Origin of the sequence: Corallococcus sp. AB038B, assembly GCF_003668955.1 — a bacterium.
GTDB classification, from domain to species: Bacteria; Myxococcota; Myxococcia; order Myxococcales; family Myxococcaceae; genus Corallococcus; species Corallococcus exiguus.
In genome coordinates this window covers 161355-180356 of sequence record NZ_RAWO01000007.1, presented here as the reverse complement: position 1 = coordinate 180356, position 19002 = coordinate 161355, and the positions used below count along the sequence as shown (strand labels likewise).

At 69.0% G+C, this 19002-nt stretch carries 17 protein-coding genes; 4 read left to right on the top strand and 13 right to left on the bottom strand.

Translation table 11 applies throughout. The features are described from left to right. Positions 1–30: 30 nt before the first annotated feature. From D7Y04_RS26145 to D7Y04_RS26105, 9 genes are all read right to left on the bottom strand, one after another. Entirely contained in the window at positions 31–789 is a 759-nt protein-coding gene (locus D7Y04_RS26145; protein ID WP_120595474.1) for an immunity 52 family protein, read from the bottom strand. Between the two features lie 55 nt (positions 790–844). After that, entirely contained in the window at positions 845–1315 is a 471-nt protein-coding gene (locus D7Y04_RS26140; RefSeq protein WP_120595473.1) for an NUDIX hydrolase, read from the bottom strand. A 92-nt stretch (positions 1316–1407) separates the two neighbouring features. Next, a complete protein-coding gene (locus D7Y04_RS26135; RefSeq protein ID WP_120595472.1) occupies positions 1408–1878 on the bottom strand; it encodes an NUDIX hydrolase in 471 nt (156 codons plus the stop codon). Next, complete coding sequence (locus D7Y04_RS26130) at positions 1875–3311, bottom strand: DUF2380 domain-containing protein (RefSeq protein ID WP_120595479.1); 1437 nt, start codon at positions 3309–3311, stop codon at positions 1875–1877. Before D7Y04_RS26130 ends, D7Y04_RS26135 begins: the two co-directional genes overlap by 4 nt. A gap of 321 nt (positions 3312–3632) precedes the next feature. Next, positions 3633–4412, bottom strand: a complete 780-nt coding sequence (locus D7Y04_RS26125; protein WP_121761029.1) for a M57 family metalloprotease — start codon at positions 4410–4412, stop codon at positions 3633–3635. A gap of 177 nt (positions 4413–4589) precedes the next feature. Beyond that, entirely contained in the window at positions 4590–5420 is an 831-nt protein-coding gene (locus D7Y04_RS26120; protein ID WP_233601583.1) for an NAD-dependent protein deacetylase of SIR2 family, read from the bottom strand. Between the two features lie 7 nt (positions 5421–5427). Continuing rightward, positions 5428–6348, bottom strand: a complete 921-nt coding sequence (locus tag D7Y04_RS26115; protein ID WP_120595470.1) for a protein-ADP-ribose hydrolase — start codon at positions 6346–6348, stop codon at positions 5428–5430. Positions 6349–6359: 11 nt separating this feature from the next. Further along, positions 6360–7220 carry a nuclear transport factor 2 family protein gene (locus D7Y04_RS26110; protein ID WP_199749729.1) on the bottom strand — a complete coding sequence of 287 codons (861 nt, stop codon included), beginning with the start codon at positions 7218–7220 and terminating at the stop codon, positions 6360–6362. Positions 7221–7300: 80 nt separating this feature from the next. Continuing rightward, positions 7301–7726 (bottom strand): Rrf2 family transcriptional regulator, encoded by a 426-nt coding sequence (locus D7Y04_RS26105; protein ID WP_120595469.1) that lies wholly within the window; start codon positions 7724–7726, stop codon positions 7301–7303. A gap of 89 nt (positions 7727–7815) precedes the next feature. Here D7Y04_RS26105 and D7Y04_RS26100 point away from each other — a divergent pair, with 89 nt between their 5' ends. Then, complete coding sequence (locus D7Y04_RS26100; RefSeq protein WP_121761028.1) at positions 7816–8661, top strand: SDR family oxidoreductase; 846 nt, start codon at positions 7816–7818, stop codon at positions 8659–8661. 67 nt (positions 8662–8728) lie between these two features. Here D7Y04_RS26100 and D7Y04_RS26095 read toward each other — a convergent pair whose 3' ends face one another. Then, positions 8729–9526 (bottom strand): acyl-CoA desaturase, encoded by a 798-nt coding sequence (locus D7Y04_RS26095; RefSeq protein ID WP_120595467.1) that lies wholly within the window; start codon positions 9524–9526, stop codon positions 8729–8731. A 289-nt stretch (positions 9527–9815) separates the two neighbouring features. Between D7Y04_RS26095 and bioA the strand changes: the two genes are divergently transcribed. Together bioA and D7Y04_RS26085 are read left to right on the top strand one after the other, a co-directional pair. Further along, positions 9816–11147 carry an adenosylmethionine--8-amino-7-oxononanoate transaminase gene (gene bioA, locus D7Y04_RS26090; RefSeq protein ID WP_121761027.1) on the top strand — a complete coding sequence of 444 codons (1332 nt, stop codon included), beginning with the start codon at positions 9816–9818 and terminating at the stop codon, positions 11145–11147. Positions 11148–11310: 163 nt separating this feature from the next. Next, positions 11311–12759: an FAD-binding oxidoreductase gene (locus D7Y04_RS26085; protein ID WP_120595465.1), complete on the top strand. Its 1449-nt coding sequence runs from the start codon at positions 11311–11313 to the stop codon at positions 12757–12759. A 10-nt stretch (positions 12760–12769) separates the two neighbouring features. On the opposite strand, the gene D7Y04_RS26080 is transcribed toward D7Y04_RS26085, so the two are convergent. The 3 genes from D7Y04_RS26080 to D7Y04_RS26070 all read right to left on the bottom strand — a co-directional run bounded on the left by D7Y04_RS26080 (position 12770) and on the right by D7Y04_RS26070 (position 18110). Further along, positions 12770–16201 carry an ATP-binding protein gene (locus tag D7Y04_RS26080; RefSeq protein ID WP_121761026.1) on the bottom strand — a complete coding sequence of 1144 codons (3432 nt, stop codon included), beginning with the start codon at positions 16199–16201 and terminating at the stop codon, positions 12770–12772. Positions 16202–16338: 137 nt separating this feature from the next. Beyond that, a complete protein-coding gene (locus D7Y04_RS26075) occupies positions 16339–16953 on the bottom strand; it encodes a DedA family protein (RefSeq protein WP_121761025.1) in 615 nt (204 codons plus the stop codon). 14 nt (positions 16954–16967) lie between these two features. Beyond that, positions 16968–18110 carry an AI-2E family transporter gene (locus tag D7Y04_RS26070; RefSeq protein ID WP_233601582.1) on the bottom strand — a complete coding sequence of 381 codons (1143 nt, stop codon included), beginning with the start codon at positions 18108–18110 and terminating at the stop codon, positions 16968–16970. Between the two features lie 356 nt (positions 18111–18466). Between D7Y04_RS26070 and D7Y04_RS26065 the strand changes: the two genes are divergently transcribed. Beyond that, a complete protein-coding gene (locus D7Y04_RS26065; protein WP_120578796.1) occupies positions 18467–18988 on the top strand; it encodes a hypothetical protein in 522 nt (173 codons plus the stop codon). Positions 18989–19002: the final 14 nt, after the last annotated feature.

The following is a 19002-nucleotide window of genomic DNA, read 5'->3' as shown; positions in this document are numbered from 1 at the left end:
GCCATCCCTGGAGCACTGGGCCAGTGACGCTCAAGAGGATGCGGACTGCATGAGCCCCGCTCGGGCCAACAGCTCGCGCACCTGTCGCGCCAGTGCGATGTGCTCGGGGTTGGCGGCCGTGAAGCGCTCAGGGGTCAAGATGATCAACGTGCCCTTGTCCTCGACAAGCTCGATACGCACAGGGGCGGGCAGTGGCGGCACCGTGCCCCGGTGACGGGACAGGTAGGTCACCCAGCCCAGACAGAGGTCCCCCTTGCCTGCCGTATCTTCCAGGTCCCGATGCGCATGGGACATGGCCACCGCCCATTCGGGTTCCCATGCCAGCGCCATGCTGCGCACGATTTTCGTCAGAACGGGAGCCGTAATCACTCGCTCCGCGTTCGGACTGCGACCGAGCGTGGGCAACGCCAACACGCAGGAGTTTGAGCCCGCTTCCGAGTAGCCCCCGCTGTAGATGCGCAGACTCGCACGGTCGTAATCACGACCCCCGTTACCGAACCAGAAGCCAAAGCCCAGCCTCTCGATGACAGGGCCTCCTTTCTCGCGGTTGACGCCAAGCCGGAACTGCTCCGTAAGCATCGGCACATCGGGCGGCATCAGCGGGTACTCACGCGACTCCTTGGATGACCGCGTGGGCAGGTACCACTGAGAGAGGAAGGGATCGCTTGACGCCAGCAAGGTCAGGAACTCAGCCGTGCGTTGGGCGCACTCCTCAGGCGACTCCTCGCGCGCCCCCCAGTAAGCCCCTGCGTAGTAGGTCTCGGGAGGGGTCTTGGGCTTGGCTGTCACGGTTTTCTCTTCAAGGTAGAGGCCCGTTCAACGGCCCGCAGGGTCGCCTCGCGGGTCAGGCTTCCTCGTCAGGTAGGAGCGTGCGGAGCAGTTCGTCATCGGGACCGAGCGGTTGCCAGCCCGGCGGTGGCGGATGGGCGAGGAGTGCATCTCCGGCCCGGTCCACGCGCTCCTTGTGGGTTTCTGGGGTGTGGGCAAACCAATTGCCGAGCGCGATGGCAACCTCCAACCGAGCGTCGTCATCCAGCACGGACGGCCAGCCTTTGGGAAGACACGCGTACAGTTCGCGCACGAAGTGTCCGCGCACCAGTCGTGTGAGTTGCTTGCTGCGCTCCGCCTCCGCCACCAACCCGCTGAATACCTGCACCCCGGCGATGTCGTCCCGTCCAAGCTCCTCGGCCAGTGCCACCAGCGATGCGGTAGGGCGTGCTTCGGCAAAGGCGGTCAGCGAGTCGTAGCCGCGCTCGCGGACGCGCTCGTATAGGCGGGCCGTCCAGTTTCCCTTCCAGGATCGTCCGTCGGTCATCGTCCTCTCCCTGGAATGAAGTTCTGCGGAACGAAGTGGCGACGTCGCAAGAGGCGCCCTGCCTCTTCAACTGGCGGTGCCACCGCTGTCGATCAGGCCTCCTCGTCCGGCAAGAGCGTGCGGAGAAGTTCGTCGTCAGGTCCGAGCGGACGCCAGCCTGCGGGAGGCGGATTGGCACGGAGCGAAGCTCTAGCCTGCCTTACTCGCTCCTCATGAGTCTCGGGGGTGTAGCTACTCCAACGGGCGAGCACCTGGGCAACATCGAATCGGTTTGTGTCGTCCAGCACGGGTGGCCATCCATTTGGAAGATGCTGGAACAATTCGCGCACGAACTGCCCTCGAACCAAGCGTGTCACCTGCTTGCGCTGCTCCGCCTCCGCCACCAACCCGCTGAACACCTGCACCCCGGCGACGTCGTCCGCCCCAAGTTCCCCGGCCAACGCCACCAGTGATGCGGTAGGGCGTGCTTCGGCAAAGGCGGTCAGCGAGTCGTAGCCGCGTTCGCGGACGCGCTCGTATAGGCGGGCTTTCCAGTTCCCCTGCCACGAACGTCCGTCGGTCATCGCCTCCTCCCGGAGATGAAGTTCATCGGGATGTCGTACTCCTTCAGATATCCCGCGACGAGCTTCAAGATCTCGCTCCGTGTCAGCCTCTGGCCAGTTTCGGCCTCCGCGTCGCGTAGTACCTTGATGATCATGCGGTTCCATTCGTCGGGCCAGGTGCGTCCCAATCGCCAGTTCCCGCCACCGTGAATCGCCTCATGGTGGGCGCGCTCCAACCGGACGCAGAACTGGTCGATGTCCATGTCGCCCTTGAAGCCGCGCCGCTCAAACCATTCACGGTGCTCTTGAGGCAAGACGTGGTGCTTCGGGGCATCGGACATGCCCGCCCCCGCTCTGCCGGTTTCGTGCATGCCGCGCACTTCGGGGCTGTCCCCCAGCGCTTCACGCACGCCCTTGGGCAGGTCCCGAGACGCCTGCGCCATCAGCACCTGTCCGCCGTGGATGAGGACGGCGGAGCTGACGGCGGGGACGGAGATGATGCCCGCCCTCACAAGCCTTCGCATCATCTCCACCCACTCCGCGGAGACCACCAGCCGTGAGCCCGTCATGACTCCGCCAGAGCTCATCACGAGCCCCACGCCCAGCGACGCGGGCGCCGAGGGAGGCAGCCGTGGCAGCGACACCTTCAGCGTGGAAATCATGGCGACCATCTCCACCGCCCGCACCGCCGCGACGACCTGCCCGCCGAGCTTCATGCTCGCGCGAGTCTCCCGATGGATTGAGTCGAACTCACGGGTCAGCTTCCCCATCAACTCGGGCATCGCGACCGCCGCCGCCTCCACCCGCTCCGGGTCCTGGGAGGCGAGGTCCGCCAGCGCGGGCTCCATCAAATCCTGCACGCGATGCAGGTCGACGAAGAGCTTCTCGACACTGCACGTCGGACAGTTCTGGAGCACTGCGTCCGCCAGGTGGAGGAAGTCCACCCAGGTAGCCATCAAAAGGGTCCCGAACAGGGCTGCCTGGAGCCTCGGCCCCGCCATGCGCAGGAGGCCCTGCTCCATGCTCGCGTCTTCCACCTCCGAAGCCACGCGTGTCAGCGCGGTGGCGCTCCCGAGCGCCCCTTTCATCCACTTCACCTGACTGGAGCCGTGGTCGAGGTAGCGGGTGAAGACGCCGTTGAGGCTCCATCCCACGAGGGGCGGAGGACGGCCCGCCAGCTTGGAGAGCGCGGCTTCGATGCCGCGCAGTGAGCCCTTCGCTTCAGCAATGCCCGCGAGGACTGCATGACGCGTCAGTGCATCACGCCGCTCCCTGCCCCCAGCGCCTGGCGTGGTCTCATCGTCACGTGAGCCCTGGCGACGCAGCAGCCGTTGCTCCGTCCCGGAGAGGACGGACGTCCCACCCGGCGCGTAGCTCAAGCTCCGCGCATGCGGCGCGGAGGCACATCCCGTGGCCAGCAGCACCACGGCCAGCACCAGGACCTCAGCGCGCATGGTCCATCCCAGTCCCGCCGAGGCGAACGCCCCTGTCCGCAGTGTCTCTTCCGGCATGGGGAACAACAGCGTGCCGCCATTATCACCCGTGAGCGCGGGTGTGTAGACAGCAAGGAGAAGGCGATTTTGTGTGGTCATCGTTCGCATCACGCGTCGAGACTCTCGTTGCAGGAGCGCGGCGCTGAAGCAGGGCTGAGCTCCGGCGTGGTCTCGCCTTCAATCGCCGCGCCCAACGACTGCCGGATGCCTCACTGATGCCTACGCGGCGCGCCACCGCCGCCTGCGACAGGTCTCCCCGTCGCAGGCGTCGTCCGAACTCCCTTAGAAGCCGTAGAGGTAATTCAGCGCGGTGATGTCGGAGCTGCTCCACTCGCCCGTGTCGTCGAGGTTGGCGCAGGAGTTCATGATCGCCCCGCTATAGGTGGCGGTGGTCGGCGTCCCCGGGATGTGGATGACGCCCACGCCCTCATCTCCCTCGGAGCCGCCGTAGCCGGCGGGGCAGCTGATGCTGCGATCATAGTAGTCCGAGTGGCGGAGGCCGATGGCGTGGCCCAGTTCGTGGGTGATGATGTGCTCGTTCAGGTCGAGGGGGTAGAAGCTCATCCCGATGCTGATGTCGATGATCCAGCTCGGAAGACCTCCTGAAGGGAACTCCGAGTAGTTGTTGGTGCCGGTATTGGTCTTCGCGATGATGTTCGCGGTGCAGCCGGTGGTCGGGCCGCGCGCGAAGCTGATGCGCAGACCGAGCTGATTGTAGTTGTCGATGGCCAGGTCGAGCCCCTGGCTCATGGCGGGATAGGTGTTGAACAGGGCCGTAGGGTTGACGCAGATCTTCGTCACGCCCGCACCGACGAGGTTGTTCGAGCGGTACTGCTCCGCGCTCCCCTGGGGAACCTGGAGCATCTCGCGGGACGCCGCGAGCGACACACGGGCATCGCCGCCCACGTACACGGCGCCATCCGCGACCTGGATGTCATTGGCTGGAAAGCCAGCCTCGACGAGATTGGAGATGACCTCCTCCTGCTCGGTCTGGGGGTCGGAACCGCATCCGACCAGCCACGCGCTACAGGTCAGGGCGAAGGCTGCTACCTGCTTGAACATGGACACTCGTATCTCTGACTGCGGGGGAAGACGCTGTCCTCTGGGAAATCCAGCAAGGACCGCGCGACGACCCGCGGAGCATTCCCCCGGTCCCCGGTCGATAGACCAGGAAAATCGACTCAGGGTGCGTGGTGATGCGCTCCGGCAGAGTTGTTGGCCTGGCCCGCGCCCCGAGGTTCAGGCTTCTCGGAGCGCGGCGAGCGCCTCCACTGCACCCATCTCCAGGGACACCGCGCGCCCGGTGAGCTCCTCGGGAAGCTCTGGGTTCAGGGGGTTGATGCGGATCAGCCGGGCATCCAGGTGATGGTGGACGAGGTGTTCCATCCGCCAGCGCACCACTGAAGGCGTGTTGAAACCGGCTCCGATTTCGATGACGAGGAGACGCCCCTCCGAGCCCTGGCCCACCCACTGCCGGAAGCGCTGTGCCTGTTCGATGTAGGGCTCCTCCACGAAGCCCGCGTCCACGCGCACGTTCATGAAGACGGCGCCTCCGCACTGGGGACACCGTGGAAGGGCCTCCGGGTCGGTCACCTGCTGTGTCACCGGGTCCAACGACTCGAGGCACCGCTCGATGAACGGCCGCGTGGGCCAGGTCTCCCGCGCGCAAGGCTTGCGGCACTGCATGCGCGCATAGTCTCCCTGGGGCGTGAAGAGCCGTGCCTCATCGAAACCATTGCGTGGGAACAGCATGTCCACGTTGGACGTGAGCACGAACGTGTCCCTGCCGCTCACGAGTTGTCGCAGGTCCGCGTACGCGGCGCGCGCGTCCTGTCCGAACCGCACGTGCTTCACATGCGTCGACCAGTAACCCCAGTGTTGCGCGGGCGTGAGGCCCCCATAGCCGATGAGCTGGTATTGGGCGCGAAAGCCCATGCGGACGAAGGCGGGGAACAGCTGGGCGAACGTCGCCGTGTCAGCGTAGTCGATGCCCGCGCTGGCCGACATGCCAGCCCCCGCACCGATGAGCACCCGGCCGCTCTCCTCGAGCCACCGCCGGGCCTGTGTCATGGCCCCCTCATGCGAGCGCATCGAGGGCTCCTTCCTGGAGTGCCGTGTCGTAGGCCGCCCGGTCTTCGTCCCCGAAGACATTGAAGACCACCTGGTCGAGCGCGCCCGGCTGCTCTCGCAGCCACGCTCCCACGGTGCGCAGCGCCACCTGGGCCGCGGGCACCTTGGGGAAGCCGAAGACGCCCGTGGAGATGGCGCACAGCGCGACCGAGCGCACACCGTGAAGTCGCGTCGCCAGGTCCAGGTTGGCCCGGTAGCAGGCGGCGAGCGCCTCTTCGTGTCTCGCGCTCAAGGGGCCGCGCACGATGGGGCCCACCGTGTGCAGCACGTAGCGAGAAGGCAGGTTGTACGCGCGGGTCGCCTTCGCATGGCCCGTGTGTTCCGGGTGGCCCTGTGCCCGCATGAGCCGGGCGCAGTCCTCGCGCAGCCGGGGGCCCGCAGCCACGTGAATGGCGTTGTCGATGCAGGGATGGAAGGGACGGAAGCAGCCCAGCAGCTCGGAGTTCGCGGCGTTCACGATGGCATCCACCGCGAGCGTGGTGATGTCTCCCTGCCACACGGTGCACCAGGCCGCGGGAGTGCCCGGAAGGCCGAGCCGTGGAAGACCGGCCGGGTGCACGTCCGGGCGCCGCCGCCGCTCGGCCTGGAGGAGCCGGTCCATGGCCCCGTGAAAGTCCTCTGGGAGCGGTTCAGGCCCACGAACCGTGAGCAGCGCGCGCAACCAGGCGCGCTCATCCGTCTCCAGCGAAGGATGCTCGCCCAGCTCCGCGTGCAGGCGCCGGGCGGTGCCATCCTCCCGGAGCCACGCGCACAGCGAGCGCATGAGCGCGGGATGCTCCTCCGCCGGAGCTGGCGCGGGCGGTCGGAAGGGCACGTCGAGCGACACGAGCGCGCGGTATGCGTCGAGGTCCATCGTGGGAGGGGACATGGGGGTCGCCGTTAGAACTTGCCGTTCGGGTTCTTCCACTCGCTCTGGGCCGGGAGGGTCTCCAGCGTGTCCCAGTGCTCGGCGATCTTGCCGTTCTCGACGCGGAACAGGTCGTAGAACGCAGTGGGCTTGTCTCCGAAGTGGCCCTCGCTCAGCACCAGGACGAAGTTGCCCTCACCCAGCACCTTGTGGACCCGGTCGTACTTCATGGTGATGCCCGCCTTCGCCATGGCCTGGAGCGCCTGGCCCAGTCCGGAGAGGCCGTCGGCGATCTGGGGGTTGTGCTGGGTGTAGCTGTCGCCGTTGAAGTAGCCCGCGAGCTTTTCCAGCCGGCCGTTGACGAGGATGTCGTCCACGAAGGCGCCCACGAGCTTCTTGTGGGCCTCGGTCTGGTCCAGGTCGGTGGCCTGGGTGGGGCCGTCGAGCATCGTGTGGCCGCTCGGGTTGGGGCTCGCGGGCTTCTCCTGGAGGTTGTCCCAGTGCTCGACGATCTTCCCGTTCTCGAAGCGGAAGAGGTCGAACCCAACCTTGGGCCCGAAGAAGTCGTAGTCGGTATGGGTGAAGACGAAGTCGCCGTCCTGGAACACCCGCACGGTGTTCACCCGGGCCGAGTCCTTGGGGAGCGCCTGGAGCAGCTTCCCGAAGCCAGCGAGCCCGTCCTCGGCCCCCAGGTTGTGCTGGCGGTAGTGGGCCGGGTTGATGACGGCGACGGGCGCTCCGTCCCCGGTCTCGATGGCCTTGAGCAGGTCCACCACCTGCTGCTTCTGGGCGCTCGCAGGGGCTGTTCCTTCGGTGCGCTGGGAGGAGGAGGACGAGACGCAGGCGGTCGAAAGGAGGGCGGCCATCGTGAGGAAGAAGGTCAGGCGGGGCATGGGCGGTCCAGGACTGCGTGGGTGAATTGGAACTGTTGTTGTTACGATTAAGGGCAAAAAAAGAGAGGCGGTGCTCCGCCTCAGCGAGCGCGCGCCCCTGTCTCCTGGACCAGGTCCGCGACGGTCGTGCGCTCCAGGTCCTTCTCCAGCGCGAGCTGCGCCTCTTCGAAGTGGCCGAGGAGCGTGGCCTGGATGGTGCTGCCCACGGGGCAGCGGGGATTCGGTGTGTTGCTGTGCAGCGGGAAGAGAGCGCCTTCCTCCACCGCGCGATAGATGTCGCGCAGGGTGATGCCCTTGGGAGGGCGGGCCAGTTGCCAGCCTCCCTTCACGCCCACCTGCGAAGTGACCAGCCGGGCTTCACGCAGGAGCGCCATCAAACGGCGGATGACCACGGGGTTCGTGTTCACGCTCCCCGCGATGTACTCCGACGTCATCTGCTCCCCGCCGCCGTGGGCAAGCAGGGTCAGGATGTGGATGGCGACCGTGAAGCGGCTGCTGGTGTTCATCGTGGGCTCGAACTGTAACTAGAGTAGTTTCGGTTCGCGCTCACGTCAACCCTGTATGCTCCGTCATCCGCAAGAGGGAGAGGACGCCGATGATCGTCGTCACGGGAGCCACGGGCCGGTTGGGCCGTTTCGTCATTGAAGGCTTGTTGAAGAAGGTCCCCGCGAACCAGGTCGCGGTCGCGGTGCGCAATCCGGACAAGGCCACGGAGTGGGCCGCGCGCGGCGTCCAGGTTCGCAAGGCGGACTACAGCCGCCCGGAGACGTGGGACGGCACGTTCTCCAGCGGGGACACGGTGCTGCTCATCTCCTCCAGCGAGGTGGGCCAGCGGCGCAAGCAGCACCAGACCGTGGTGGACGCGGCGAAGACGGCCGGCGTGAAGCTGCTGGCCTCCACGAGCATCCTGCACGCGGACACGTCGCGCATGGTGCTGGCGCCAGAGCACCTGTACACGGAGGAGGCCATCCGCGCGTCAGGGCTCCCGTTCGTGTTCCTGCGGCACAGCTGGTACCTGGAGAACTACACGGAGGCCGCGAAGCGGACGCTGGAGCAGGGCGTGCTCCGGGGCTGCGCGAAGGACGGCCGCGTCGCTCCCGCCACCCGCCAGGACTACGCGGACGCCGCCGTGGCCGTGCTCACCGGAACAGGCCATGAGAACCAGGTGTATGAGCTCGCGAGCGACACCGGCTTCACGCTGGCGGAGTACGCGGCGGAGCTGTCACGCCAGTCCGGCAAGACGGTGACGTACCAGGACCTGCCACCGGCCGACTTCGCCGCCGCGCTCATGCAGGCCGGCCTGCCCAAGGGCTACGCCGACGTGCTGGCGAACTCGGACGAGGGCATCGCCCGGGGCGACCTGAATGACACCAGCCGCACGCTGAGCCGACTCATCGGCCGCCCCACCACGACGCTGGCCGCAGCGCTCCAGCAGGGCTGAGAAACACCACGGGGGAGCAGTCCCTGACGGACGGCTCCCCCGCGTCGCTTCAAGTCTGGACCTCGCGTCAGGCCACCTGCGCACCGGCTCCGCTCTGGCGGGCCACTTCGCGCGGCTCCGGGTACACGGCGCGCTGGGGCGTGGTGATGCGGATGACGCCCAGCTTGGACAGCACGCGCATCACCTGCCACGTGGGGTCGATTTCGAAGGCGCGCGCCGCGAAGTTCGGGCTGCTGCCGTACTTGTGGTGGTTGTTCTGGAACAGCTCGCCCATGCACAGCACGTCCACCGGCAGCGTGTTGCGCGACTTGTCGGCGCCCTTGAAGTTCCGGTAGCCGTACTTGTGCCCGCACCAGTTCACGATGGCGCCGTGCACCGGCCCCATCACGAAGTGCACCGGCAACAGCAGGAACATCCAGGGCGACGTCGCGAACGTCGCGTAGAACGCCGTGTACAGCGCCACCCAGCCCAGCACCGCGAACCAGGACTGGCCCAGCGTCTCGTCCACGAGCTTCCACTCCGGATAGCCACCCTCGAAGCGCGGCTCCGGCTGGATCTTCCGCGCCAGGATGCCCGTGTAGCGCTCCTTCGTGTGCCACATCATCCGCATCACGTCCTTGAAGTAGTGCGGCGAGTGCGGGTCGTTCTCCGTGTCCGAGTATGCGTGGTGCTCGCGGTGCAGGATGGCGTAGGCGCGCGGCGACAGGTACGACGAGCCCTGCACCAGGTAGGTGAGCAGGTGCATCACCTTCTCCGTGCGCGGACCCATGCTGTACATGCGGTGCGCCGCGTAACGGTGCTGGAAGAAGCTCTGGAAGAAGACGCAGAGCAGCCAGTGACTGATGAAGAAGATGACGATGGCCATGACTCTCCCGTGATGACAGACACAGGGCTAACACCCCCCCTGTCATGGCAATGTCAGCGCTCCCCATGTCACCGGCAGCGGACCGGCCCCACCGTCCCGTCCCGGACGCACGCCACTGAGCGTCCCATTCCTCCGCCTGTCCGCTGGTGGATAAGGCCCGGTGCGGCCACCCATTCGCCTCCGTCCCTCGTGTCGCACCGCGACGTTGCGGGCCGTCCCCAGGGAGGGCAGAAGGGCACGCGGCGCGTCACCCCGGGCTTCACGCCCCTTGCGCCCAGGAGCCTCCACCGTGGATCGGGCAACCCTCGTCGGACTGGACAAGCAACACGTCTGGCACCCCTACACCGCGATGGAGCAGTACATCGCGAAGACGGACCCGCTCGTCATCGTCCGCGCGGAGGGGGTCTGGCTCCATGACGCGGACGGACGGCGCTACCTGGACGCCAATGGCTCGTGGTGGGTGTCCACCCTGGGACACCGCCACCCGCGCCTCGTGCACGCACTCACCGAGCAACTGGGCAGCCTGGCCCACGTCTCGCTCGCGGGCATCACGCACGGACCCGCGGCCCGACTGGGCGCGGAGCTGACCGCGCTGGCTCCAGGCGCGGACCGGGCGGACGTGCCCTCGGAGCAGAAGCTGTCTCGCGTCTTCTATTCGGACAACGGCAGCACCGCGGTGGAGGTGGCCATCAAGATGGCCGCGCAGTACTGGGCGCAGAATGGCCGCCCCCGCCGCACCCGCTTCATCACGCTGACCGGGGCCTTCCACGGCGAAACCATTGGCGCCACCAGCGTGGGCGGCGTGCACGAGTTCCGCGACGTGTTCGGCCCGCTCCTCTTCGACGTGGTGCACGTGCCGTCCCCCGCTGAACCCGATGGCCACGCGCGCGCCCTGGCCGAGGTGAAGGCCGCGCTCGCGGCGGATCCGGACGGCATCGCTGGCGTCATCCTGGAGCCCGTCCTCCAGGGCGCGGCGGGCATGTGGATGTCGTCGCCGGACTTCGTGCGCGAGGTGCGCGAGGCCACCCGCGCGGTGGACACCTTCCTCATCGCCGACGAGGTCTTCACCGGCATGGGCCGCACCGGCGCTCGCTTCGCGGTGGACCTGGCTGGCGTGGTGCCGGACCTGCTGTGCCTGGCCAAGGCGCTCAGCGGCGGGATGCTGCCCTTCGCCGCCACGCTCGCTTCGGAGCGCATCTTCCAGGGCTTCCTGGGGGCGAAGGACCGGGCGCTCTATTACGGGCACTCGTATTGCGGCAACCCGCTGGGCGCGGCCGTGGCTCGCGAGGTGCTGGCCGTGTACCGCGACGAGGACGTGCTGGGGCAGGTGCAGCGCAAGGCGCCTCGCGTGAAGGCCGCCTTCGAGCGCATGGCCGCCACCCTCCCCGGGCTGGTGCGCCCGCGCTCGGTGGGCATGGTGGGCGCGGTGGACCTGGGCGGCGGAGGCTACTTCGCGGACAGCGGCTGGCGCGTCTACGAGGCCGCTCGCCGCCGCGGCCTCTATCTGCGCCCCATGGGCAACACCGTCTACATCGCGCCCGCGCTCAACATCCCGGACGCGGACCTGGACCTGCTGCTCGCGGGCGTGGAGGACAGCCTGCGCGAGGTGGCGGCGGGCTGAGTCGTCCCTTCCGGGGGGCGGAGTGGCGGAGCGCTGCGTCCGTACCCGCCCACCGGCGCGTGCCAGGAGGCCCCTTCCTGCCTTCCGGTCCTGCGAGGCCGTCACCGTGCGCATCCGTTGAGTCAGGCGCCGTGCCGGTGCCGGCTCTTAGGAGGGAACCGCCGTGACACTCGAAACCCACCGTCCGCAGACAGGCCCCGGCCTGCCCGCCGGGCTGACGCCGGACAGCGTGGAGATGTTCCGGGCGCAGCTGCGCGGAACGCTCATCCAACCGGGAGACGCCGACTACGCGGAGGCGTGCCAGCTGTACAACGCGATGATCCACAAGCGCCCGGCCATGGTGGCCCGGTGCGCGGACGTGGCGGACGTCATCGCCGCGGTGGCCCTGGCCCGCGAGCGCAAGCTGCCCCTGGCCGTGCGCGGCGGCGGCCACAACGGCGGCGGACTGGCGCTGGTGGATGACGGACTGGTCATCGACCTGTCGCGCATGCGCGGCGTGCGCGTGGATCCCGAGGCCCGCACGGTGCGCGTCGCGGGCGGCGCCGTCTGGGGGGACGTGGACCACGCCACCCATGCCTTCGGGCTCGCGGTGCCCTCCGGCATCATCTCCACCACGGGCGTGGCCGGGCTCACGCTGGGCGGCGGCCTGGGATACCTCACGCGCCGCTTCGGGCTCACCATCGACAACCTGCTCGCCGTGGACATGGTGCTCGCGGACGGCCGCTTCGTCACCGCGAGCGAGGACAAGCACCCGGACCTGTTCTGGGCGGTGCGCGGCGGAGGCGGCAACTTCGGCGTGGTGACGTCGTTCCTCTTCCGCGCCAACCCCGTGGACATCGTCATCGGTGGCCCCACGCTCTGGCCCCTGGACCGCGCGGCGGAGGTGATGCGCTGGTACCGCGAGTTCCTCCCGGCCGCGCCGGAAGACCTCAGCGGCTTCTTCGCCTTCATCACCGTGCCGCCCGCGCCGCCCTTCCCGGAGGAGCTCCACCTCCAGAAGATGTGCGGCGTGGTGTGGTGCTACACGGGCGACCCCGCGCGCGCGGACGAGCTGTTCGCTCCCGTGCTGGCGCTCAAGCCCGCGCTGCACGGCGTGATGCCCATGCCCTTCCCGATGTTGCAGAGCGCCTTCGACGCGCTCTATCCGCCGGGACACCAGTGGTACTGGCGCGCGGACTTCGTGCGCGAGATTCCGGACGCGGCCATCGAGCGACACGTGTCCTTCGCCGAGCGCCTGCCGTCCATGCAGTCCACCATGCACCTGTACCCCATCGACGGGGCGGCGCACCGCGTGGGCCCGCATGACACGGCCTTCCGCTTCCGCGACGCGCGCTGGTCGGAGGTCATCGTCGGGGTGGATCCGTCACCGGAGCGGGCGGCGGACATCTCCACCTGGACGAAGGAGTACTGGAGCGCGCTGCACCCGTACTCGGCGGGCGGCGCCTACGTGAACTTCATGATGGAAGAGGGCCAGGAGCGCGTGCAGGCCACCTACGGTGACAACTACCCGCGGCTGGTGGAGGTGAAGCGGAGCTACGACCCGGAGAACCTCTTCCACGTGAACCAGAACATCCAGCCCGGGCCGGTGAAACCCCCGAGCGTCGCGCACTGAAGGCGCGCGCTCAGGCCTGGGCCTGCGGAGGGAGCGGCAGGTCGATGATGAAAGTGGCGCCCTGGCCGGGGGCGCTGCGCAGGACCAGCTTGCCGTGGTGGCCCTGGACGATCTGATGGGCGATGAAGAGGCCCAGCCCCAGCCCGTGCACGGAGCGGGGCGGGCCGCCGCGCTCGAAGCGTTCGAAGACGCGGGCCTGGTGCTCGGGCGGGATGCCCGGGCCGCCGTCCGACACGTAGAGGATGAGCCGGTCGTTGTGCTTTCTGAGCCCGATGCCGAGCGCCGTGCCCGGCGCGTACTTGATGGCGTTGGACACCAGGTTCGTCAGCACTTGCAGCATGCGCGAGCGGTCCCACGACACGCGCAGGTTCAGCTCCGCCCGCAGCTGTAGGACGCAGCTGGCCTGCTCCATCTGTTCGCGGAAGGTGTCGAGGACCTCGTGGATCATCTCCATCGGGTCGCTCTCCTCCATGTGGAAGTCCAGCTTGCCCGCGCGGATGCGTGAGACATCCAGCAGCTCGTCCACCAGCCGCGACATCCGCTCCACCTGCCGCAGCGCGGAGTCCATCGCCGACGTGAGCTTCTCCGCGGAGGGCGGCTCGCCGCGCTTGGGAGACAGGCGCCGGCGCGTCATCTCCAGGTGCAGGAGCAGCGCGGTGACGGGCGTCTTCAGCTCGTGCGAAGCCACGCCCAGGAAGGTGTCGCGCGCGGCGACCGCGTGCTGGAGGTCATGCGTGAGGGCCTCCAGTTGCTGGCGCGCGTGGGTGCGCTCGCTGACCTCCTGCACGGCGACGAGCAGGCCCTGGATGCGGCCCTCGCCGTCGCGCTGGGCGTGGATGTCCACGTCCAGCAGCAGCTCCCTGAGGCCGCCCAGGCCGTCCGGCTGGCGCACCGGGACCTCGCGGCCCACGAACGGTGCGCCGGTTCGGTAGACGTGCTCCAGGTGCTGGAGCAGCACGCCGTGGCCCCCGACCGGTTGCGCGTCGCGCGCGGGCCTGCCCAGCATGTCCCGGCCCATCAGGTTCGCGAACATGGGGTTGATGACCGTGAAGAGGAGGTCCGGGCCCGACATCACGCACATGGCCGCGGGGGCCTGCATGAAGAAGTCGGACAGCTGCTGCCGGGCCCGCCCCAGTTGGAGCTGGCTGTCCACGCGCGCCAGCAGCTCACGCGCGGAGAAGGGCTTCACCAGGTAGTCGTCCGCGCCGGCCTGGAGCCCCTCGATGCGGGCCTCCTCGCCCGCGCGCGCCGACAGCATGATGAAGGGGATGCCACGCGTGCGCGCGTCGCCGCGCAGCTTGTGGAGCAGCCCGAAGCCGTCCAGCCGGGGCATCATCACGTCGCTGAGGATGAGGTCCGGCTTCGTTTCGAGCGCCGCCTCGAAGGCCGCCTCGCCGTCCGCCACCGCGCGCACGTCCCAGTAGGCCGACAGCAGGCTGCTCACGTACCCGCGCATGTCCGCGTTGTCGTCCGCGACGAGGACGCGCCCACGCCCACGCCCCATGGACAGCGCGAACCCTGCGCCTGTGTTTCCCAGCACGGAGGTCTCGACCGAAGCCCTCATCGGCTCCTGCTCGGCACCCGATGGCGGGAGGGACTCCGGCGCATCCGGCAGCCAGCGCAGCGCTTCCTCGCTGAAGGCGGACCCCAGCTTGCCCGCGTGCGGGGTCCCTTCGTCCTCCTGGACCTGTTCGGCGGGCAGGTGCGCGCGGCCCAGCGGCAGCTCCACGAAGAAGGTGCTGCCCTCGCCCTCCACGCTGTGGACGCCCAACGTGCCGCCGTGCAGCTTCACCAGCTCCTGGATGAGCGCCAGGCCAATGCCGGTGCCTTCATGCGTGCGCCCGCGCGAGGACTCCACGCGGTGGAAGCGCTCGAACACGCGCGGCAGCTCCGCCTCCGGGATGCCGGTGCCGGTGTCCCGCACGGTGAGCCGCACTCGCGTCCCCTCACGTACGAGCTGCACGGTGACTCCGCCGTGGAGCGTGAACTTGAACGCGTTGGAGAGCAGGTTGAGGACAACCTTCTCCCACATGTCCCGGTCCACATAGACGGGCTCGCCCACGTCCTGCGTCTCGACGGTGTACTGGAGCCCCGCCTTCTCCATGGCGGAGCGGAAGACGCTGGCCAGGTCCTCGGTGAGCCGCGTCAGGTCCGTGGGGTGGTAGCTGGCCTTCACCCGGCCCGCCTCGATGCGCGAGAAGTCCAGCAGCGAGTTGACCAGCTTCAACAGGCGCAGCGCATTGCGATGGGTGAGCTCCTGGCGCGTGCGCTGCGATGGCGGCAGGGGCGCGGAGGCGTCCGCGAGCGACTCCTCCAGCGGACCCAGGATGAGCGTGAGCGGCGTGCGGAACTCGTGCGACACGTTGGAGAAGAACGCTGTCTTCGCCCGGTCGATGGCCGCCAGCGCCTCCGCGCGCTGGGCCTCCGCCTCGTAGGCGCGCACGCTGACGACGGCGTTGGTGACCGTGGCCTGGAGCTGCTCATAGAAGCCACGATAGGTGTCATCCATCACGCGGCGGGGGCTCACGCCGGCCACCAGGTAGCCGAAGGGCTCCGCCATGCCGGCCGGGTGGATGGGCAGCACGCGCGCATGCGTCGGCGGCTCCTCGTACGGCCCCAGCGTCAGGCCCGCGTCCAGCAGCGCGCGCGGCACGCCCACCGGGTCCGCGCCCGCGGTGGCGAAGGGCCACGGCCCGTCCAGCCCCGCCTCCACCGGGCTCCACGCGGTGCCCGGAGGCAGGCCCATGCCGCCCACCCACTGGACGCGCGGGGCGGACTCGTCGCGGCGGTAGAAGAGGAGGAAGGGCACGTCGAGCGCGGCGTCCGGCTGCAACTGCGGCAGCGCGGCGCCAATGTCCTCCACCGTCTTCACCTTGCCCAGGAGGGCGGACAGCTCGCGCAGCGTCTGCGTGCGCCGCGCGCTGAGCATCTTGTCCGTCACCTCCGTGATGGGGTGGAAGAGGCCGCCCACGCGTCCGGACTCGTCGCGGATGGGGCTGAAGGAGAAGGTCATGAAGGCCTCCTCCAGATAGCCGTACCGGTCCAGGAACATGCGCTGGTTCTCGATGTAGGAACCCACGCCCGTGCCCGCCTTCTCGAACACGCCGCCCACCACCGGCAGTGCCGTGGCCCAGCAGTCGCGGAAGGGCTGGCCCATGGACTCCGGGTGCTTCGCGCCGCAGATGGGCCGGTAGCTGTCGTTGTAGAGCTGCACGCGCTCCGGTCCCCACGCGATGAGGATGGGGAAGGTGGAGGACAGGCACAGGCTGACCGTCGTGCGCAGGCTCTGCGGCCAGGTCTCCACCGGCCCGAGCGGCGTCCCCGACCAGTCCATGGAGCGGATCAACCGCCCCATCTCACCGCCGCCGGACAGCCAGTCCATTCCCCCTTCCGGGGGCGACACCGCCGTGGAACCGGCCTGGGAGGGACTGGGGGGAGTCATGAGGCCTCGGATGTTCGTCCAGGGAAACCGTTGGTTTGATAGCGGATTCACGCGGCGCGTGCCGTGGCATCAAGAGCAAGTGTGAGCTTGCTTGCTTCGGCCCCGGGTGGGGTGGCAGGGACCGCCGCTCGCGGGTTTCAGGGGGCCGGGCGGGGCTGTCGCTTCTCGCGGGCATGCCGCACGGCGAGCACGACGAGCAGCGCGGCCACGCCCGCCAGCGCGACGAAGTGCTCCACGCGGCCCACGCCCTTCGCCACGCGGTCCACGCTCGCGGAGCCCAGGTAGCCCAGCGTCACCACCAGGGGCGAGCTCAGGCACAGCGCCAGCCCGTCCCAGAGAAGGAAGCGGCGAAAGGACATGCCCTCCGCGGCGGCCATGGCGAACACCGGCACGCGCAGCACGGACATGAACCGGCCCACGAAGACGACGCGCGAGCCGTGCTTCGCGTACAGGCCCTGGATGCGCTCGCGGCGCTCGGGCGGGAACAGGCGGCGTGTGCGCCGGTGCGTGTAGAGCGCCTGTCCCAGCCTGCGCGCCGTGAAGAAGAGGACGGTGTCCCCGCACAGCACGCCCGCGAAGCACAGAGCGATGGCGGCCGGAAGCGGCATCGCGCCACGGTGTGAGAGCACGCCCGCCGCCAGTTGCACCAGGTCCTCCGGGAACGGCAGCCCCAACCCTCCCGCCACGAGCACGACGAAGAGCAGCGGGCCGGAGCCGTGTGTCACGAGGAGCTGGAGGGGCGAGTCGGTCATCGGGGCTCGGCCCGTCAGGGCTCTGGAAGAACGGCCGCGGCGCGGCGCTCCTGGCGGAAGAGGAGGACCTCGCGGACGATGATCTGCAGGGTGGCCGCCACGGGCACGGCCACCACCGCGCCCACGATGCCCGCCAGCTCCACGCAGAAGAGGACCGCGAGCAGGGTGACGAGCGGGTTGACGTGCACGGTGCGCTTGAACACGAGCGGCGCCATCACGTTGCCCTCCAGCTGGCCATAGAGGAGGAAGTAGATGAACACCGCGAGCGCCTTCCACAGGCCGCCGGTGGCCAGCGTGAGCAGCGTGATGATGCCGCCCGCGATGATGGGCCCCGCGTAGGGCACCAGGCTGGAGAAGCCGCTGGCCACGCCCAGGGGCAGGTAGAAGGGCATGCCCAGCACCGCCAGCATGGTGGTGGTGAGCGTGGCGTTGATGGCGCAGATGAGGGTGATGCCGGACAGGTAGCCGCCCGTCGCGGTGTACACGTTGCGCAGCACGCGCACGTAGCGCAGGCGGTGGTCGGGGCGGGCCAGCTCCAGCAGGCGCTTGAGCACGCCGCCGCCGAACACCAGCATGAACACCACCAGGAAGAAGACGGTGAGCATGCCGCCCAGGAGGCCCACCACGCCGCCAATGGCGCTCATCAGGAGCGCGGGCAGGGGGCCCGCGATCGCGGGCGTGGCCTCCTCCAGCCGTTCGTTCCAGCCCAGGCTCTGAAGCCGCTGGTTGAGCGCGCGCAAGATGCCGGTGCCGCGCATCTGCTTCCACAGGTGAGGCCACTGCGTCACCAGCGCGTCCACCTGGGTCACCAGGTCCGGAATCACCAGCAGGCCCAGCGCCACGGTGGCCACGAACAGCCCGAACAGCACCACGGCGATGGCCAGCCACCGCTTGAAGCCGCGCTTCTCCAGCCGCGACACGCCGTGCTCCAGCGACAGCGCGATGAGCGCCGCGATGCCGGTGAGCGTGAGCGCCACGCGCGTCTTGGCGACGAGCACCACCAGGACCATCACCCCCAGCACCACGAGGCACACGGTGAACACCGTGCGGGGCGACACCTGGGACTTCAGCTGCGGCGGGACGACGGGCTCGGACACCGGCGAGGCTCCCCAGGACAGGCCACCGGCTTCGGGCCCCATGTCCTGCGGATGCGTCATCCCGCGCCCGGCGGCAACCACTGTCGGCCGCCAAGTGTGCGCGCCGGGTCCGGGCCTCGCTCAAGCGTCCTGCGGGTGACACCCGGCGTTCGCGAAGGGGCTCCACCGGACGCAATCACCGGCCTGGTGGTTCGTCACCCCGGCAGCCCCGAAACGCCCGGGTTGGCCGCCAGGCCGTCCGTCCCCCCGAGCACGCTTGCGCGTCCGCAACGCGACGGCGCCGCGCTCGGGCGTCGTGCACCTGACGCGCCGGGACGTCGTGGAAAAAGGGGACAGCACGGTTTGCCGGGCCCGAGCGTCAGACGTGGATGGGAACCTTCGTGGGAAGGGACTTTCGCGGGCCGGGAGAGGACACCATGAAAAAGATGGGTGAGCAGGAGCTGGAAGGGGTGCGGCGGGAGGCCCTCGAGACCGAGGCCCGGTGGCGCGGGCTGGCGGCGAAGCTGGCGGAGCTGGGCGGCGAGGAGATGGACGCGCAGCTGCTGGTGACGTTCCGGGGCGCGCGGGACGCGGGAGCGGTGCCGCCGGATGCGGGCTTCTTCCTGGTGGCGCACATCCTCACGGCGATGGCGGACGAGGCCATCGCGGAGGATCCGCGCGTGCGGATGCGGGCGCGCGAACTGGACGCGATGGAGCGCGACTACGGCCTCACCAGCGAGGGCTGGCCGGAAGGGGAACTTCCACCGGAAGACTGGGAGGCGCTGTGCGTGGAGTACGAGCGGGCCTGTGATGAAGCACGCGCCGCGTTCTTCCGCGCGTACGGCGAGGAGGAGATGGCGCGGCTGTACCTGGATCAGCGCGTGACGTTCCACCACCGCTTCGAGAGCGGGCGGCGCTTCTTCCACGGGCTGCCCATGTTGCCCACGCAGCTGCACTGAGCGGGAGGTCCGCT

What these genes read in the sequence shown, in the direction of transcription:
- D7Y04_RS26140 (WP_120595473.1), bottom strand. Translation starts at nt 1,315, where the DNA reads ATGACCGACGGACGATCCTGGAAGGGAAACTGGACGGCCCGCCTATAC.
- D7Y04_RS26135 (WP_120595472.1), bottom strand. Translation starts at nt 1,878, where the DNA reads ATGACCGACGGACGTTCGTGGCAGGGGAACTGGAAAGCCCGCCTATAC.
- D7Y04_RS26130 (WP_120595479.1), bottom strand. Translation starts at nt 3,311, where the DNA reads ATGCGCGCTGAGGTCCTGGTGCTGGCCGTGGTGCTGCTGGCCACGGGA.
- D7Y04_RS26125 (WP_121761029.1), bottom strand. Translation starts at nt 4,412, where the DNA reads ATGTTCAAGCAGGTAGCAGCCTTCGCCCTGACCTGTAGCGCGTGGCTG.
- D7Y04_RS26120 (WP_233601583.1), bottom strand. Translation starts at nt 5,420, where the DNA reads ATGACACAGGCCCGGCGGTGGCTCGAGGAGAGCGGCCGGGTGCTCATC.
- D7Y04_RS26115 (WP_120595470.1), bottom strand. Translation starts at nt 6,348, where the DNA reads ATGTCCCCTCCCACGATGGACCTCGACGCATACCGCGCGCTCGTGTCG.
- D7Y04_RS26110 (WP_199749729.1), bottom strand. Translation starts at nt 7,220, where the DNA reads ATGCCCCGCCTGACCTTCTTCCTCACGATGGCCGCCCTCCTTTCGACC.
- D7Y04_RS26105 (WP_120595469.1), bottom strand. Translation starts at nt 7,726, where the DNA reads ATGAACACCAGCAGCCGCTTCACGGTCGCCATCCACATCCTGACCCTG.
- D7Y04_RS26100 (WP_121761028.1), top strand. Translation starts at nt 7,816, where the DNA reads ATGATCGTCGTCACGGGAGCCACGGGCCGGTTGGGCCGTTTCGTCATT.
- D7Y04_RS26095 (WP_120595467.1), bottom strand. Translation starts at nt 9,526, where the DNA reads ATGGCCATCGTCATCTTCTTCATCAGTCACTGGCTGCTCTGCGTCTTC.
- D7Y04_RS26080 (WP_121761026.1), bottom strand. Translation starts at nt 16,201, where the DNA reads ATGACTCCCCCCAGTCCCTCCCAGGCCGGTTCCACGGCGGTGTCGCCC.
- D7Y04_RS26075 (WP_121761025.1), bottom strand. Translation starts at nt 16,953, where the DNA reads ATGACCGACTCGCCCCTCCAGCTCCTCGTGACACACGGCTCCGGCCCG.
- D7Y04_RS26070 (WP_233601582.1), bottom strand. Translation starts at nt 18,110, where the DNA reads ATGACGCATCCGCAGGACATGGGGCCCGAAGCCGGTGGCCTGTCCTGG.
- D7Y04_RS26065 (WP_120578796.1), top strand. Translation starts at nt 18,467, where the DNA reads ATGAAAAAGATGGGTGAGCAGGAGCTGGAAGGGGTGCGGCGGGAGGCC.